Source organism: Verrucomicrobiia bacterium, assembly GCA_019634625.1.
GTDB lineage: Bacteria > Verrucomicrobiota > Verrucomicrobiia > Limisphaerales > CAIMTB01 > CAIMTB01.
The window spans coordinates 1-16,983 of record JAHCBA010000076.1; the positions used below are offsets into that span (position 1 = coordinate 1).

The following is a 16,983-nucleotide window of genomic DNA, read 5'->3' on the forward strand; positions in this document are numbered from 1 at the left end:
GGACGCTGCGGAAGCGTTCGCCCCAGAGGTAGCCGGTGCGGTCATGACGGCGGTTGTACCAGCGGGAGAAGCGCTGCTTGAACTCCTGAAGGAAGACGGAGAGATCGGCGATGCGGGAGAGGACGGCCTGGCGGATGTCGTCGGGGATGGGTTGGCCCTTGTTGACTGCGGCGCGGGCGAGGGTGGGGAGAGTGGCCTTGGGGCCGTAGAAGTCCTCGAGTTTGGCGAGGATGACATCGTCCGGGATGGAGTCGGGGAGGGGTTTGGGAGGGACGCGGATGAGGAGATGGAAGTGGTTGGACATCATGCAGAAGGTGATGACGTCGATGTCACAGAACCGGGCGAGGTGGTGGAGGATGTTGATGAGTTTGTGCCTGGCGGAATCGTCGAGGAGGTGGAGGCGGCCGGCGACACGGGACATGCAGTGGTAGGTCGCGGAGAGCGTGGGGTCGGCCTTGATGCGCGGGAGTCTCATGGGGTGGGGGGCTGAGAGGAGTTGAGGAGGTGAGAAAGTCGGTGCGGGTGAATGAGATGTTTGGGCAGGGTAAATCGGGCGGCGTGCGAGTCAAATCTAAAGAGACTGACAATTTGAATTTGAATTTGTGTGTCCGAGCGGGGAGACGGTAGCGTGACGGGGTGTCCATGATGCTTGCAGTCAGAGGCAAATGGTGTTCCGACGGGCAGGGGGGGGCGGCGTCGAGTTGCGTTGGGTTGCTACCTTGGATCGGGATGGTGGCGGTGGCGGTGGTGGGAGGGTTCGGATCCGCCGTGGGAGCGGCCGCCGCATCCGGGGAAGCGCGGTTGCTGGAGGTGCGGCGGATTTGGGATGTGGCGCCGCACAATGCGTTTACGGACCTGATCCGCTGGGGCGATCGATGGTGGTGTGCCTTCCGGGAGGGGACTGGGCACGTCTCGCCGGACGGGGTGTTGCGGGTGTTGACTTCGGAGGACGGGCGGCTCTGGGGGTCGGCGGCGCGGGTGACGCTGGACGGTGCGGATCTGCGGGATGCGAAACTGAGCGTGACTCCGGATGGACAGTTGATGTTGAGCGGGGCGGCGGCATGGCGGGGGGACGGTCCGACGCGACATCGGAGTTTTTCGTGGTTTTCATGGGATGGCCGGAAGTGGGGCGAGGGTGTGCCGGTGGGGGACGAGGATGTCTGGCTCTGGAAGGTGACGTGGCACCGGGGGGTGGCTTGGGGGCTGGGCTATGGGACGGGGGACGAGCGGTTTGTGCGGTTGTATCGGAGCGAGGACGGGCGGGAATTCGGGACCTGGGTGGACCGGCTGCTGACGGAGGGGTATCCGAACGAGCATGCACTGGTCTTCGATCCGGACGATTCGGTGGTGTGTCTGTTGCGTCGGGACGGGCAACCGGAGCGGGCGTTGATCGGGCGTTCCCGACCGCCGTACCTGGAATGGAGCTGGCGTGAGGCGGATCGGGCGATCGGGGGTCCAGCAATGATCCGATTACCGGACGGGCGAATGGTGGCGGGGGTGCGGTTGTATGACGGCGGGGCGCGGACCTCGCTGGCGTGGGTGGACGTTGAGCAGGGGGGATTGCGGGAGTTCCTGCGTCTGCCAAGCGGGGGCGACACAAGCTATCCGGGATTGGTCTGGCACGAGGGGCGGTTGTGGGTGAGCTATTACGCTTCCCATGAGGGAAAGTCGGCGATCTACCTCGCCGAGGTGGACGTGGGACGGTAGGAGCCTGTGTGAAAACTGGAAGGGGTCCTTCCAGTTTTCAGACAGGCTCTAAGGCGGGGGCCCGGGGGACAGGGACGGCTTGCCTGGGGCGGGGCTGAACTTAAGGTGCGCGGCCATGTCGTTGAAGCGTGCGTGGGCGGTATGCGGGGTGGCGTTGGGGATGGGGTGGCTGGCTGCATCTGGGGCGGAGGTGGGAACGCGGGATGCGGCGGAGGCGGGGCGGGTGATGGCGGCGTCGGAGGAGGGCCGGGAGGCGATGCGGCGGTTTCGGATTCCGGCGGGCTGGCGGGTGGACCTGGTGGCGGCCGAGCCTCACCTGGCCAACCCGGTGGCGTTCGCCTTCGATGAGGATGAGCGGATTTACGTGGCCGAGACATTCCGGCACGGAGGCGGGGTGCTGGACATCCGGGGACGGTCGGGCTGGCCGAGCGCGGGGTATCGGGCGCGGCTGGGAGGGGAGGCGCGACTGGACCGGGAAGCGCGGCAGCGACTGTCCGAGGAGTTGCTGGACGCGGATCTGGCGTTGCGGACGGTGGAGGACCGGGAGCGGATGCTGCGAGGGTACTTCCTGGAGAATGTGCCGTCGCTGGAGCGGTATTCCGACCGGGTGAAGCGGATCACGCGGGGTCCGGACGGTCGGGCCACGGGCTCGACGGTGTTTGCGGACGGGTTTCGGACCCTGGTGGACGGGATCGGCTCCGGGGTGCTGGCGCGGGGCGGGGAGGTCTGGTACGCGAACATTCCCCACCTTTGGAGATTACGGGACACGGACGGTGATGGGGTGGCTGACGAGCGAACGAGTCTGCACCACGGCTACGGGGTGCGGGTGGGGTTTCTCGGGCACGATCTGCATGGGTTGTGCTTCGGGCCGGACGGCCGGTTGTATTTCAGCATCGGGGACCGTGGGGCGAGCGTGATGACGCGGGAAGGGGTGCGGCTCGACGTGCCGGACACCGGGGCGGTGTTTCGTTGCGACCCGGACGGGGCGAATCTCGAGGTCTTCGCGACGGGGCTGCGCAATCCGCAGGAGCTGGCGTTCGATGCGTGGGGGAACCTGTGGACGGGGGACAACAATTCGGATGGGGGGGACCAGGCGCGGTGGTTGTACGTGGTGGAGGGCGGGGATTACGGGTGGCACATCGGCTGGCAGTTCATCGAGTCGCCGAACGCGCGCGGTCCATGGAACTCGGAGGGGATGTGGCGTCCGGGCGACGCGGAGCGGGTGGGTTACCTGATCCCGCCGCTGGCGAACATCGGGGCGGGGCCGTCGGGGCTGACGTACGGGGCGGGGACCGGGCTGCCGGAGGGATGGGCCGGGCGCTTTTTCATGGTGGATTTCCGGGGGGGGCCGAGCGGGATCTGGAGCATCGGGGTGCGGCCGAAGGGAGCTGGGTACGCACTGACCGACGCCGAGCAGATCATCTGGAATGCATTGCCGACGGATGTCGAACTGGGTCCGGACGGTGGTTTGTACTGGTCGGACTGGGTGGAGGGTTGGGGCACGACGGGGAAGGGGCGGATTTACCGGGCTTATGACCCGGAGGTGGTGGGACGACCGGAGGTGTTGGACACGCGGCGCTGGTTGGGGGCGGAACTGCGGGGGCGGGGTTCGGTGGAGTTGCTCGGGCTGCTGGGGCATGCGGATCTTCGGGTGCGGCAGCGGGCGCAATTCGCGTTGGCGGACCGTGGCGAGGTGGGGGCGTTGCGGGCGGCTGCGGAGCGGGCGGGTGGGGGGTGGGCGAGGTTGCATGGGATATGGGGTCTGGGCCAGGTGGGGCGGAGGCAGCCCGGGGTGCTGGCGGTGTTGATGCCGCTGTTGGGCGACGGGGAAGCGGAGGTGCGGGCGCAGGCGGCGAAGATGCTGGGGGAGGCGCGGCATCGGGCGGCAGGGGCGGCGTTGGAGTCACTTCTGGGGGATCCGGAGGCGCGGCCCCGGTTTTTCGCGGCCCTGGCGCTGGGGCGGATGGGGCGGGTGGAGGCGGGACCGGGGGTGTTGACGATGCTGAGGGCCAATGGGGATGCGGACGCGTATCTGCGACATGCGGGGGCGACGGCGTTGGCGGGGATCCTTGGGGAGGACGAGTTGGCGGCGCTGGCACAGGACGCCTCGGTGGCGGTGCGGCGGGCGGCGGTGGTGGCGTTGCGGCGTCTGGCGAGTCCGGGTTTGGCGGCGTTTGTGGCCGACGGTGAGGCGTCGGTGGTGCTGGAGGCGGCGCGGGCGATCCATGATCTGCCGGTGGAAGGGGCGTTGCCGGCGCTGGCCGGATTGCTGGGGAAGGAGGTGATGGAGGAGGCGCTGGAAAGGCGGGTGCTGGGGGCGGCCCTGCGGGTGGGCGGGTGGGAGCAGGCCCGGGCCCTGGCGGGGCATGCGGCCCGGGGAACGGCGGTCGAGCGGACGCGGGTGGAGGCGCTGCGGCATCTCGGGGCGTTTGATGCGCCGTCCGGGCGGGATCCGGTGACCGGGTTGTGGCGGCCGGCGGCCTGGCGGGACGCGGATGCGGCGCGGGAGATGGCGCGGAGGGCCTTGGAGGAACGGTTTGAGGCGTTGTTGACGGCGGGGCCGGAGGGGGTGCAGTCGGAGGCCATTGGGGCGTCCGGGCGGTTGGGACTGCGGGGGTGGGAGGGGCGCCTGGCGCGGTTGGCGGGGGATGTCGGGGTCGGGGTGGGAGCGCGGCTGGCGGCGTTACGGGTGCTGGGGGAATGGCGGGACGAGTCGCTGACGGGTCTGATGCCGTTGCTGCTGGAGGATGGGAACGAGGCGGTGCGGGCGGAGGCGTTGCGGTGGCAGGCGCGGTTGGGGCTGGGGGATCCGCTGGTGCCGATCCGCGAGATACTGGTGCGGGGGACGTTGCGGGAACGGCAGGCGGCGTTTGGGAGTCTGGCCGGGGTAAGGGGTGCGGCGGCGGAGTCCTTGCTGGTGGAGTGGTTGAACCGCGGGGCGGCGGGTGAACTGGAGCGGGAGCTGATCCTGGATGCGATCGAGGCGGGGCGGAGCCGGGACGGCGCGGCGGTGAGGGAGGCGTTGAGCCGGTGGGAGGCGCGGCTGGAGGGATGGGCGCCGTTGGTTCTGCATGGCGGCGACGCGGGGGCGGGACGGCGGGTGTTTTACGAGAAGGCGGAGGTGCAGTGCGTGCGATGTCATCGGGCTGGGGGGGATGGCGGGGTGGTGGGGCCGGATCTGATGGGCCTGGGGGCGAGCAAGACGCGGGAGTACCTGTTGCAATCGATAACCGATCCGAACGCCGTGGTGGCGGAGGGGTACGAGAACGTGATGGTGGAGACGCGCGACGGCCGGGAATTCGCGGGGACCGTTCAGGGCGAGACGGACCAGACCTTGATCCTGAACACGCTGGAGGAGGGCAGGGTGACCTTGCAGAAGGCGGAGATTACCGGGCGCTGGAAGGGGTTGTCAGGGATGCCGGAGGGGCTGACGGAGATGCTGACGTTGCGGGAGATGCGGGATCTGATCGAGTTCATGGCCGGGCTGACCGGGGAGGCGGGGGCGAAGGAGTGACGCAAAGGATCGGGAGGGCATGGAGGGCTTGAAGACGCGGGGCCGGGGCGATGGGGCGGCGGTGGGAGCGACCGGGCGAATGCGTGGGTGGCGCGGGTCGCGCCGCTGGCGTTGGGGCATCCGGCTGGCGGCGGTGGGAGGTTCGGCGCTGGTGCTGGGATGGGTGTTGGGGCGGTTGGAGATGGGTCAACTGCGGGAGACGTTCCAGGGATTGCGGCCGGGATGGTACGCGGCGGCGGCGGGGGTCTTCGGTTTGGGGATGCTGGGGGCGGCGATCCGCTGGCACTTGATGTTGCGGTTGAATCATGAGGCGGTGGTGCATGGGGCCGCCTCGGTGCGGATGGTGTTCATCAGCCAGTTCTTCAACACCGTGCTGGGGGGACCATCGAGCGGGGACATTCCGAAGACGGCGTTGTACGCACGCTGGTTCGGGGTGCCGGCGGCGGATGTGTGGGCGGCGTCGGTGCTCGATCGGTTGGTGGCCACGGCGGGGGGGGTGATCTTCGCGGGGTTGGCGGTGATGTTGGGTCTGGCGGTGGGGGCGTTCGATTTCGTGGGGGACTGGGAATGGCGGATGCCTGCGAGGTGGGTGTGGGGCGGGGGACTCGGGGCGATGGCGGTGGCCGTGGGATTGGCGGTGTGGCTGCGGGTTCGGCCCGAGTCCTTCTTGGGACGGGCGTTCCGGGCTCTGGGGGAGTCGGGACGGAGACTGTTGGGATCGGGGCGGCGGTCGGGTCATGCGCTGCTGTGCGCGGTGCTGACGGTGGTGATGTTCAACCTGACGCAGGCCTTGTGTCTGCAGGCGGTGTCGCCGGAGCCGGTTCCGTGGATGCGCCTCTTCTGGATGTTTCATGTGGTGACCATGGTGGCCTCCCTGCCGGTGACGGTGGCGGGGACGGGGTTGCGGGAGGGGGCGTCGATGGTGTTGCTGGGCCAGTACGGGGTGGCGCCGGCGACGGCGGTGGCCGGGGCGATGCTGACCTTGACGATCCATCTGGGCTGGGCGGGGGTGGGGGCGGTGCTGTGGTGGAGGGAGCAGCGGTTGCGTCGGCGGGTGACGCGGGGGGCGCCGGTGCGTCGGATCAGCGCGGTGATACCGACGTGGAACGAGGCGGCGAACCTGGAGGCGACGGTGGCGCATTTGCGGGCGATTCCGGAGATCTGCGAAGTGCTGGTGTCGGACGGGGGAAGCACGGATGGCACATGCGAACTGGCGTTGCGGCTGGGGTGCCGGGTGTTGAAGGGGGCGAAGGGGCGGGGACAGCAAATGCGGTTGGGGGCGGCGGCGGCGACGGGGGACGCGGTGGTGCTGGTGCATGCGGACACGTGGCTGGGGCCGGGGGCGGGGCGGGCGATGGTGCGGTGCCTGCGGGATCCGCTGGTGGTGGGTGGGGGATTTTGGAAGCGGTTCCGGGATGCGCCCTGGTTGATGCGGGGATCGAGGGTTCGCTGCGGGCTGCGCTTGTGGTGGGGGGGGCGGATACTGGGGGATCAGGGGATGTTTGTGCGGCGCTCTGTACTGGAGGCGGTGGGAGGGGTGCCGGAGCAGCCGCTGATGGAGGAGATCGAGTTATGCCGGCGCCTTCGGCGGGTGGGACGGCTTGCGTTGGCGGGGGCAGGGGTGAGCACATCGGCGCGGCGGTTCACCGGGAGGGGGGTGTTGCGGACGTACTGGCTGATGGGGCGGGTGTCGTGGGATTATCGGCGCGGGGTGCCGCCCGAGGAACTGGCCCGGCGGTACGAGGGGGGGGGGTGTGACGCGGGATTGGAGCGGCGGAAACCGGGATGAGCCTGACCGAATATGTGCTGCTGGCGTTCAGTTCGCTGTTCGTGATCATCGATCCGATCGCGACGGTGCCGGTGTTTCTGGCGATGACGCCGGAGGACACGGTGGCGAAGCGGGTGCGGACGGCGCGTTTGGCGTGTGGGATTGCGGCCGGGGTATTGCTGGTCTTCGCGTTTCTGGGGAGGCGGGTGTTTCAGTTGCTGGGGATCACGATGCCGGCATTTCAGATGGCGGCGAGCATCGTACTGCTGCTGGTGGCCTTGGACATGCTTCGTGCGCAGCGGTCGAGGGTGAAGGAGACGCGGGAGGAGACGAAGGAGGGACTGGACAAGGAGGATATTGCGATTTCGCCGCTGGCGGTGCCGTTGCTGGCGGGGCCGGGGGCGATCTCGACGGCGGTGCTGCTGCACAACAAGGCGGACACCGCGGCGAAGCTGCTGGCGTTGCCCGTGGTGATCGTGGCGGTGTGTGCGGTGTCCCTGGTCATTTTCGAACTGGGCGCCCGGGGTGCGAGGTGGCTGGGGCCGATCGGGCTGCGTTTGGTGGAGCGGTTGATGGGGCTGCTGCTGGCGGCGATCGCCTGCCAGTTCCTGCTAAATGCATTCCGGGACCTGGGAGTGGTGGCGTTCTGAGCCGCAGCCATGCAGCCAGGTCGGGCGCGGTGGCTTGAGCTTTCCGGGCAAGCGCTTCGTTGTCTGCTCGTTGCGTATCTCCGTTCCGGGACGCGCCTCGCTCGCCACTCGTCCTGCCTGAAACTCTGCGGCGCCATCGCGTACCTCCCTACGGCATGGATACGGCTGAGGGTTGGGCATTGCGGGGCCGGGGCGGGCGTTCATGGTCGGGGGGTGATGCGCGCGCTTCCGGTTTTGTTGATGATGGGCTGGCTGGGTGGGGTGGGAGTGGGCCCGGTGTGGGGGGACACGCCGGTGAAGGGGACGCTGGTGATCCTGGGGGACAGTCTGGCGGCGGGATACGGCGTGGAGCCGGAGCAGGCCTTTCCGGCGCTCCTGCAGAGGCGGATCGCGGCGGCGGGGTTGGGATTTGAGGTGGTGAATGCCGGAGTGAGCGGGGACACGACGGCGGGCGGATTGCGGCGGGTGGGGTGGTTATTGCGGCGGCCGATGGAGGTGCTGGTGATTGCGCTGGGGGGGAACGACGGATTGCGCGGTTTGGCGCCGGCGGCGACCCGGTCGAATCTGGTGGCGATGATCGAAACCGTTCGAATGCGGCAGCCCGGGGTTCGGATTGTGGTGGCCGGGATGCAGATGCCCCCGAACATGGGGGAGGACTACACGCGGACGTTTCGGGATGTGTACCCGTGGGTGGCCCGGGAGAAGCATGTGGCATTGATTCCGCACCTGCTTGAGGGGGTTGGGGGGAGGCCGGAGATGAACCTGCCGGACTTGATCCACCCGACGCCGGAAGGCCACGAGCGGATGGCGGAGAACGTATGGGAGGTGCTCGGTCCGCTGCTGGAAGGGCTGCGGGGCCGGGGTCAGGAGACGGTGGACGGATCGACACGGACGCGTTCCTGAAGGCGTCGGCGGGCGCGGCGGGCGATCAGGACCGAGCCCAGGACGAGGGCCGCGAGACCCACGGCGTAAAGGCCCCATTCCCAGGGGGTGCGGAGACGCCCATGCAGGGCGAGGTGGCCGAGGGAACCGAGGTACACGAAGAGGAGGGTACCCGGGATGCTGGCGAGGGCGGTGGCCCAGAGGTAGTCGAGGTACCGGACCCGGGTGAGGCTGAAGAGGTAGTTGAGGAGGAAGAAGGGCGAGCCGGGCGCCAGGCGGAGGAGCCCCACGATGCGCCATCCTTCCACGGTCACCGCGTGTTCGATCGCGGCCAGCATCGGATGTTGCGCGAGGCGGCGGGCGACCCGATCGCGGGCGAGGTGACGTCCGACGAAGAAGGCGGCTGAGGCGCCGAGCTGGGCGCCGAGCCAGGAATACGCGAATCCCCAGGTGAGACCGAAGAGGGCACCGCCGGCGACGGTGAGGAAGGCACCGGGGAGGCAGGCGACACAGAGGACGGTATAGAGAGTGACGAAGGCGATCGGGGCCCAAGGGCCCAGCGGACGAAGGAGATCCGCCGCGCGTTCCGCCGGGGCGGCAGGGGCGGCGGCACCGACGGCAAGCAAGGCGAGGGAGAGGAGCAGCCAGCGGATGAAATGGGGCGGACACGTGGGCATGGAGCGACGCGATCTTCGCCGCCGGGAGGTGTGGGGTCCATGGGGAAGGCGGAAGGCAGGGGAATGGCGGAGAGGGGGGGATTCGAACCCCCGATGGGGTATAAGCCCATGCACGCTTTCCAGGCGTGTGCCTTAAACCGCTCAGCCACCTCTCCGCGACGGCGGGTGGGCAGTGTCGGCAGCAGGGGCTGGGGGCGCAATGTCAATTTCGGTCAGGTTTGAATGAAGAAGCTGAGGTTCTCGAGTTCGATGGCGAGGTTGACATTGTTGACGATCACCTCGTCCGGGGTGTGAAGGACCAGGGGGGCGAAGTTGAGGATGCCGGTGATGCCGGCCTGGAACAGATGGTTGGCGACCTCCTGGGCGACGGCGGCCGGGACGCAAAGAATGGCCATGCGGACGCCGTGCTGGTGGATGGTGTCGAGGATCCTGGAGGGGGGAAGGATGGGGATGGGGGCGCGGGGATTGTGGCGGGCGGGATCGCTGTCGAAAGCGGCCACGATGGCGAAGCCTTCCTGGGCGAAGCCGCCGTAGGAGAGGAGGGCGGAGCCGAGTTTGCCGGCGCCGACGAGGAGGACCGGCTGGAGGGATTGGTTGCCGAGGACGTCGGAGATCATCCGGGCGAGCTGCGAGACATCGTAGCCGAGGCCGCGGGTGCCGAACTGGCCGAAGTGGGCGAGGTCCTTGCGGAGTTGGGTGGGTTTGACGCCGGCAGCGCGGGAGAGGGCGACGCTGGAGACGGTTTGAATGCCGTTGTTGCGGAGGCGCTGGAGGCAGCGGAAATAGACCGAAAGCCGGTACACCGTCTTCCGGGGGATGCTGGCGCGGCCGGCTCGGGGGCGGGGAGGCATGGGAGCGGAGCGCGGGGGGCGCTCCGTGGGAAAGCTCAGGGTTTCACGGTGATGCGAGCCCAGTCGATGCCGCTCCATTCGGCGTAGGCGCCAAAGGCGGCCTCATTCTGGATAAGGACGGCGCGGACCACGCTCGAATCGTCGGCACGACCGGTGTCGGGGATCAGGTCGGGGATGATATCGATCTTCTTGTGAGCGTAGGTGAGGGCAAAGACTGCCTGAGCGGCGGCGTACAAGGGGAGGTCCCTGTAGGCACCCTCGGCGAAGTCCTCGACCGCGTCGGCAAGGAATTCGAGTTGATCGACCAGGTGAGGGAACTGGGGGGCGGCGATCTGGGTGAATTCGAGCTTCCAGGCCGGGAGTTGGCGGACGATGCGGTGAAGGAGGGCGGGAGTGACGCGGGCGGCGCCGTGATGCACGTAGGCTGCGAATTCAGACATGGGAGGAAGGTAGGAGGGCGGCTGGGAAGGCAGCCAGTGCCAATTTCATGGGGAGCGGGGGGAGGTGAAGGTCCCAGAAATATAATGAGACAGACTTTGTACTATTGACCATGACCCAATATAGTTCGACAGGCTAAATACAATTGACTTGGAGGGGGACGCCTAATCGCGGGGCGTCGGCGTAACGGGAAGGTGGCGTTGCCGCCGGTCAGAGTGCCGGGAGGATGGCGCGTAGGGATTGCCCGGTGTGGCTTTCGGGGCAGTGGGCGACGTGTTCGGGGGTGCCGGCGGCGACGATTCGGCCGCCGCCGCTGCCTCCCTCGGGCCCGAGATCAATGAGCCAGTCCGCGCATTTCAGCACTTCGAGGTTGTGTTCGACGATCAGCACGGAATGGCCGGCCGCCACCAGGCTTTGGAAGGCGTCGAGGAGGATGCGAATATCCTCGAAATGGAGTCCGGTGGTGGGTTCATCGAAGATGAAGAGGGTCGATTGGACCCCGGGGAGGGATTCCGCGAGGTGTCCGGCGAGTTTGAGGCGCTGGCTTTCGCCGCCGGACAGGGTGTTGATCGGCTGGCCGAGGCGGAGATACCCGAGGCCGACTTGCCGAACGAGGCGGAGCCGTTCGGTGGCATACCGGGCGTGCGTGGCATCCCACGGTTCGAGGATGGCGGTGGCGTCGTCCACGGTACGGTCGAGGAGGTCGGCAATGGAGAGAGGATCGTGGGCGGGAGGGTGGATGCAAATGTCGAGGATATGGGGCCGGTAACGGCGTCCTTCGCAGGCCGGGCAGCGGATGAACACATCGCTGAGGAACTGCATTTCGATACGCTCGAAGCCGGCGCCGCGGCATTGTTCGCACTGTCCGAGGCGGGAATTGAAGCTGAATGCACTGGCGCCGAGGCCGGCTTCGCGGGCGGCCGCAGAGCGGGCAAAGAGTTCGCGGATCGGTTCGAAGGCGCCGCAATAGACGGCGGGATTGGAGCGCGGGGTGCGGCCGATGGGGGATTGATCGACGAGGGCGACTGCCCCGAGATGGCGGGTTCCGGCGAGTCGGGCGCCGGTGGCTGCGGCGGCGATTTCCTCGAGATCCGGGTCATCGTCCTGACCTGTCGGGCGATCGCCGGGCGGTTCATGTTCGGCTTCGCGGGGGTCGAGGGCGTCTTTGGTGGCGGCATTGCCCAGGGTTTGGCGGAGGAGTCGGAGGAGTTCCCCGACAAGGGTGCTCTTGCCGGAGCCGCTGACGCCCGAGAGGCAGACCAGGCGTTGGAGCGGAATGGCGACCTCGAGTTGGCGGAGATTATGGCGGGTGATGCCGGTGAGGAGCAGGGCGGGCATTGGCGACGGGACGCGGGCGGGATGGGCGGGATAGGGGGCGGGGGCGTCGGCAAGAGCGAGGGCCGGGAGGGCGGCGGGCACAGAGGGTCGGCGGCGTCCGGGGCGGGGAAGGGGTGAGGGATTGGGGGGCGTGATTGAGGACGGGGATGGGTCGAGCAGGCTGGGAGTTGGAGCGGGGCGGGGTTCCAGTCCGTGGATGGGGCGTCTTTCGGGGATAGGGATGCGACGCCGGCCGGAGAGGTAGGCGCCGGTGATGGAGTCGGGGTGGGAGAGGATGGCGTCGAAAGGGCCTTGGGCGACCAGATGGCCGCCGGCTTCGCCGTGTCCGGGGCCCAGGTCCACGAGGTGATCGGCAGCGCGCATGATGCTTTCCTCATGTTCGACGACGACGACCGTGTTTCCGAGGCCGCGGAGGCGGGTGAGGATGCGGGTAAGGCGGTCGGTGTCCCGGGGGTGGAGACCGACGCTGGGTTCATCGAGGACGAAGAGGGTGTGGACGAGCTGGCTGCCGAGGCAGGTGGTCAGGTTGACGCGTTGGGTTTCACCGCCCGAGAGGGTGCGGGTGGGTCGGTCGAGGGTGAGGTAGCCGAGACCGACCTCAACGAGAAAGGCGAGGCGGGACTGGACCTGGGCGAGGGCGAAGGCGAGGGGGTCGGCGGGATGGGCACGAGGGGTTGGGGCGAGCGAATCGATGAGGTGCAAGGCCCGTTCGGCGGGGAGGGCGTAGAAATCGGCCAGCGTCAGCGAGGTCGAGACGGGGGAGGAGGGGGAGGAATCCGGGGTCGAACCCGGAGGACTGGAAGGGGGATCCGGGCAGGTGAGGCGCCAGAGGAGGGCATCGGGTTGGAAGCGTTGGCCGTTGCAATCCGGGCAGGGGCGGTAGGCCCGATAGCGGGCGAGCAGGACCCGCACGTGCATTTTGTAGGCTTTGGATTCGAGCCAGCGGAAGTAGCCCTTCACGCCATACCAGGCATGGGGCCAGGGGTTGTCGGGGCCGTGGCCGGGGTCGCCTTCGATGACCCAGCGCTGGTGAGCGGGGGAGAGTTCTGCGAATGGGACGGTGAGGGGCACCCCCTCGGAACGGGCAGCGCGGACCAGGTCCCTTTGGCACTCGGCACTGACGCCGGACTGCCAGGGTTTCACAGCGCCGTCTGCGAGGGTTCGGGACGGATCCGGGATGGCGAGATCGTAGTCGATGGCGATGATCCGGCCGAATCCCTTGCAGGTGGGGCAGGCGCCGATCGGGTGATTGAAGCTGAAAAGGGCAGGGCTGGGATCGCGATAATCGAGGTCGCAGGCGGCGCAGTGGAGATGCCGGGAGAACGGGAAGCGCAGGGTCCAACGAGCGGGGGACGGGCTGTCCGGGTCCTGGGCCAGCAGGGCGAGTTTGCCATGGCCGAAGTGATAGGCCTGTTCACAGGCCTCGACGAAGCGGGACCGTCGGGCCGAATCGGGGCGAAGGCGATCCTGGACGACGGTCAGCGCGGGGGGCGGGGCGGCGAGGAGGCGGGTGGGGGCGTCATCGAGGCGGACGACCTCACCATCGATGAGGAGTCGATGGAAGCCCTGGCGACCGACGAGGGCGAGTTGTTCGGGGAGAGTGAGCTTCTGGGAGAGGGGGAGAAGGAAAGAGACGAGGAATTCAGGATGGGGGAGGCGGCGGGCGACGTTCCAGATTTCGGAGGGGGATTCCCGGAGCACGGGCTGGGCGCACTGGCGGCAGTGGAGACGGGCAAGATGGGGCCAAAGGAGTTTGAGGTGATCGCAGATCTCGGTGAGGGTGCCGACGGTGGAGCGGGTGGTACGGACGCTGTTGCGCTGTTCGAGGGCGATGGCGGGCGGGATGCCTTCGATGGCATCCACACGGGGTTTGTCCATCCGGTCGAAGAACTGGCGGGCGTAGGGAGAGAACGTTTCGATGTAGCGGCGCTGTCCCTCGGCGTAGAGGGTGTCGAAGGCGAGCGAGGACTTGCCCGAGCCACTGAGGCCGGTGACCACGATGAGGCGGCGGGCGGGAAGGTCGAGGTCGAAGCCTTTGAGATTGTTCTGACGCGCGCCGCGGACACGGATGCGGTCGCGCGGCGACTGTTGGCCCATGGGCGCGGGACGATAGGGAACGGTGGGGTCGAGTCAATGGCGGGGGCGATAGCGGAGGCAGGACGAGTTCCCGGGCTATCGGAGTGCAATCACCGTTCGGAGGGTTCGGGAAGGTCGGGGACGCGACTGCGGATGGCTCGAATTGACTCCATCGCGGCCTGACTGACCTGCTGGTCTTGGTCAAGCATTTGGGCCATGAGGGGTTTAAGGCATTGGGCGCCTCCGATCCTACCGAGGAGAATCGCGGCAAGGCGCCGGGTGTGGGCGTGGGCGTGCTGGAGCAATTTCAGTCCGGCGTCTTCCGCGTCAGGCCCATAGCTTGCCAGGACGTCCGCCGCAGAGTCCGCCTCATGACTGCCGCGGGCGACGATGTCCGCGAGCATGTCGATGGCACGGGGGTCGCGCAGCCGGCGGAGCGCTTCTATCAAGTCACCCCGCACCCCGGGTTGGGTGGCGGCGAGGAGGCGGAGCATGACAGGAAGTTCGGTGGCGGATCCATACTTGCCGAGGAGGCGCGCGGCCAGGTGCTGCATGGAGAGGTCTCGATCGCCGGCCAGTTCGATGGCGGCGGCGACGAGGTCCCCGGTCGGTTGCACGATTTCCGCCGAGTGCAGTCTAGCGATTGAGCTTGCTCGGGTGCCTGGGTCGGGCGAGCGCATCATGGCGACCAGTTCGGCCAGTTCCTCGGGGCCAATCGGCTGGGGTGGGTCGGACTGGGCGGATCCCATGGCACGCAGCGCCTCCGCGACTTCGTCGGACGGGAGGCGCCGGATGTCGATTTGGAAGGGGCGGCGTTCGATGAGGAGTGCCGTGCGGATAACGATCTGGCCGGATTCCTTGATCTGGAGGGGGAGGCCGCGTTCGGGATCCAACGTTGTCTCGCGGAGGGAGTTGACCTGCATCCGAGGTTCACCCTCTACGGTAAAGCGGCTTCGGGCGGCCGTCTCCACTTGGATCGCGACCGGAAGCTCGCCGCGGAAGGTGACCCGGCCGCGGGTCGCCCAGACGGCGGATAGCCGGGCGGGAGAACGCCCGAATGGCTGGGGAGGTCCCATACCGGGCATGCCCTCCCGCGGGCTGAACGGGGGGCCGTGATCGTCCATGAAAGTCTCCATGGTGCTTTCCCACATGTGGCCTAGGTCGGTGGGCAGCGGTTCGATGAAGGCCCTGACGATCCCGCCGAGGGGGACAGGCCACTCCGGCGCGTGGCCTGCTTCGCGTATGACGCGACCGGACCGGTCCAGGAGGAACTCGTGGTTCGGGTGGATGTTGACCGAGCGAAAGAAGGCGGGAAAAGCGCCAGGGCGGAGAAGGTGCATGGGCGGTGCTACCATGGCGGCTTGACCGGATGCAGGTACCCGACGGGGGGCAAGCTGGCCCGAGAAGCGTAGGCTGGCACCCTGTTCATCTGCCTGGGCGACGCTGGCGTACACGATCCCGATCAAGGCCATGCGCTGCTCTTGAACCGTGGTTTCGAGGTGGACCTCAAACGCGTTGGTTTCGCCCGGGGTGAATCGGTAAGCCGGGGCGGCCAATCCGGGGCAGGCACCAAAGGCGGCGAGGACCAAGGCGAGGGAAAACGGGTGAGCCTCCCAGGATCGCATGGCCGGACGCTAGGCCGGTCCCGGTCGCTGACAAGAGTACTTTGGCGGGACCACGGATGGGACCTTTGGTGGTGGGCCATGATGGGACGTGGTGAAGGTAAACAAAAAAGTGTCGGTCCACTAATCGAGTCGTAGTAGAACAGTAAAACAAGGATGGCTCATTATTAAGCGATACAGGTCAACGATCATTGCCGGTCCCATTATCTGTCCCACGGGGAAGCCGTGCATCCCGGAGTCATGGGGAGCGGTGCGAACTCCGCCAAGCGGCGCTTCGGAGGGCCGAGTTCCACGAGGCTGCAATGGTGTGGAGCGTTGGGTTGAGGACTCGCAGATCTTGTCCCTTCGGTTCGCTGCCTCCTCACCCACAACTCCGGGATGCACCCCCGGGGAAAAGGGCGGGCATTCGGGGTTGCCGGGATTGGTGGGGGGGCGATAGCGTCGGGTCCATGTTCCCCGCGATTTCGAGACGGCGATGGCGACGGTGGTTGGGTTTGGTGGTGTTGACGGGGTGGGTGACATCAGGATTGGCGCGGGGCGCCACGGGGTTGGAGGTGGTCCGGCACGACGACCGGTTCTCGGTGCGGTTCGATGGAGAGTTGTTGACCGAGTGGCGGGTGAAGGGGGCGCCGAAGCCGTATTTCTATCCGCTGCTGGGACCGGGAGGGGTGCCGGTGACACGGCATTTCCCGATGCGGACGGATGTCGAGGACGAGGATCGGGACCATCCGCACCAGCGGTCGCTCTGGTTCACGCACGGGGATGTGAACGGGGTGGATTTCTGGGCGGAGGGTCCGACACGGGGCCGAATCGTGTTCCAGGACTTGCTGGACCTGACGACCGGGGCGGAGGGGGGGCAGATTCGGACTTCGAATAAGTGGATGACGGCCGAGGGGAAGGTGTTGTTGAGCGACGTGACGCGGTTCCGGGTGGAGCGGAGTCCGCTTGGCAGACAGTTCGAGATCTCGATCACGCTGCATGCGTCGGAGGGCGAGGAGGTGACGTTCGGGGACACCAAGGAGGGGACGATGGGGATCCGATTGGCGGAGAGCATGCGCTTGAAGCCGAACCGGCATTATGCGGGAAAGCCGCACGGGCGGATCCTGCAGAGCACCGGCGTGAAGGACGGGGCGACCTGGGGGAAGCGGGCGGCCTGGACGGCGTATTCGGGTCCGGTGGGGGGGACGACAATCACGGTGAGCATTTTCGATCACCCCTCGAATCCGCGGCACCCGACGTGGTGGCATGTGCGCGACTACGGGTTGTTCGCGGCCAATCCGTTCGGGGTCCATGATTTTGAGCGCAAGCCGGCTGGAACGGGGAACCTGGTGTTGAAGGCGGGGGAGAAGGCGACGTTCCGGTATCGGTTTCTGGTGCAGGACGGTGAGCCCGACCCACGGCGATTGAACGAGGTGGCAACCCAGTTTGCGGCGAGTCCGCATTAGGAGGGCGTCGGCGGG

Annotated in this window: 12 protein-coding genes and 1 tRNA gene; 6 read left to right on the forward strand and 7 right to left on the reverse strand. The window is 67.7% G+C overall.

The genetic code is table 11. The features are described 5' to 3' along the window. Positions 1-475 (reverse strand): transposase (locus KF833_23780; GenBank protein MBX3748339.1); only part of this gene is annotated, 475 nt, incomplete at its 3' end. Positions 476-768: 293 nt separating this feature from the next. Between KF833_23780 and KF833_23785 the strand changes: the two genes are divergently transcribed. From KF833_23785 to KF833_23805, 5 genes are all read left to right on the forward strand, one after another. After that, entirely contained in the window at positions 769-1,707 is a 939-nt protein-coding gene (locus KF833_23785; protein ID MBX3748340.1) for an exo-alpha-sialidase, read from the forward strand. A gap of 115 nt (positions 1,708-1,822) precedes the next feature. Continuing rightward, positions 1,823-5,221, forward strand: coding sequence for a HEAT repeat domain-containing protein (locus KF833_23790; GenBank protein ID MBX3748341.1), 3,399 nt, complete (start codon positions 1,823-1,825; stop codon positions 5,219-5,221). Between the two features lie 19 nt (positions 5,222-5,240). After that, positions 5,241-7,010: a TIGR04283 family arsenosugar biosynthesis glycosyltransferase gene (locus KF833_23795; protein MBX3748342.1), complete on the forward strand. Its 1,770-nt coding sequence runs from the start codon at positions 5,241-5,243 to the stop codon at positions 7,008-7,010. Further along, positions 7,007-7,639, forward strand: coding sequence for a MarC family protein (locus KF833_23800; GenBank protein ID MBX3748343.1), 633 nt, complete (start codon positions 7,007-7,009; stop codon positions 7,637-7,639). Before KF833_23795 ends, KF833_23800 begins: the two co-directional genes overlap by 4 nt. 216 nt (positions 7,640-7,855) lie before the next feature. Continuing rightward, a complete protein-coding gene (locus KF833_23805; GenBank protein MBX3748344.1) occupies positions 7,856-8,542 on the forward strand; it encodes an arylesterase in 687 nt (228 codons plus the stop codon). On the opposite strand, the gene KF833_23810 is transcribed toward KF833_23805, so the two are convergent. From KF833_23810 to KF833_23835, 6 genes are all read right to left on the reverse strand, one after another. Then, complete coding sequence (locus tag KF833_23810; GenBank protein ID MBX3748345.1) at positions 8,503-9,198, reverse strand: TVP38/TMEM64 family protein; 696 nt, start codon at positions 9,196-9,198, stop codon at positions 8,503-8,505. The two genes, KF833_23805 and KF833_23810, sit on opposite strands and share 40 nt — an antisense overlap. A 64-nt stretch (positions 9,199-9,262) precedes the next feature. After that, positions 9,263-9,353 (reverse strand) — tRNA-Ser (locus KF833_23815). A 57-nt stretch (positions 9,354-9,410) separates the two neighbouring features. Then, positions 9,411-10,049 (reverse strand): redox-sensing transcriptional repressor Rex, encoded by a 639-nt coding sequence (locus tag KF833_23820; GenBank protein ID MBX3748346.1) that lies wholly within the window; start codon positions 10,047-10,049, stop codon positions 9,411-9,413. Positions 10,050-10,084: 35 nt separating this feature from the next. Next, the gene (locus KF833_23825) at positions 10,085-10,489 is read right to left on the reverse strand and encodes a hypothetical protein (protein MBX3748347.1); all 405 of its coding nucleotides are present in this window, start codon (positions 10,487-10,489) and stop codon (positions 10,085-10,087) included. Positions 10,490-10,697: 208 nt separating this feature from the next. After that, positions 10,698-13,922, reverse strand: coding sequence for an excinuclease ABC subunit UvrA (locus KF833_23830; GenBank protein MBX3748348.1), 3,225 nt, complete (start codon positions 13,920-13,922; stop codon positions 10,698-10,700). Positions 13,923-14,011: 89 nt separating this feature from the next. After that, positions 14,012-15,526 (reverse strand): HEAT repeat domain-containing protein, encoded by a 1,515-nt coding sequence (locus KF833_23835; protein MBX3748349.1) that lies wholly within the window; start codon positions 15,524-15,526, stop codon positions 14,012-14,014. 446 nt (positions 15,527-15,972) lie between these two features. Between KF833_23835 and KF833_23840 the strand changes: the two genes are divergently transcribed. Next, positions 15,973-16,968, forward strand: a complete 996-nt coding sequence (locus KF833_23840; GenBank protein ID MBX3748350.1) for a PmoA family protein — start codon at positions 15,973-15,975, stop codon at positions 16,966-16,968. The last annotated feature ends 15 nt before the right edge of the window (positions 16,969-16,983 follow it).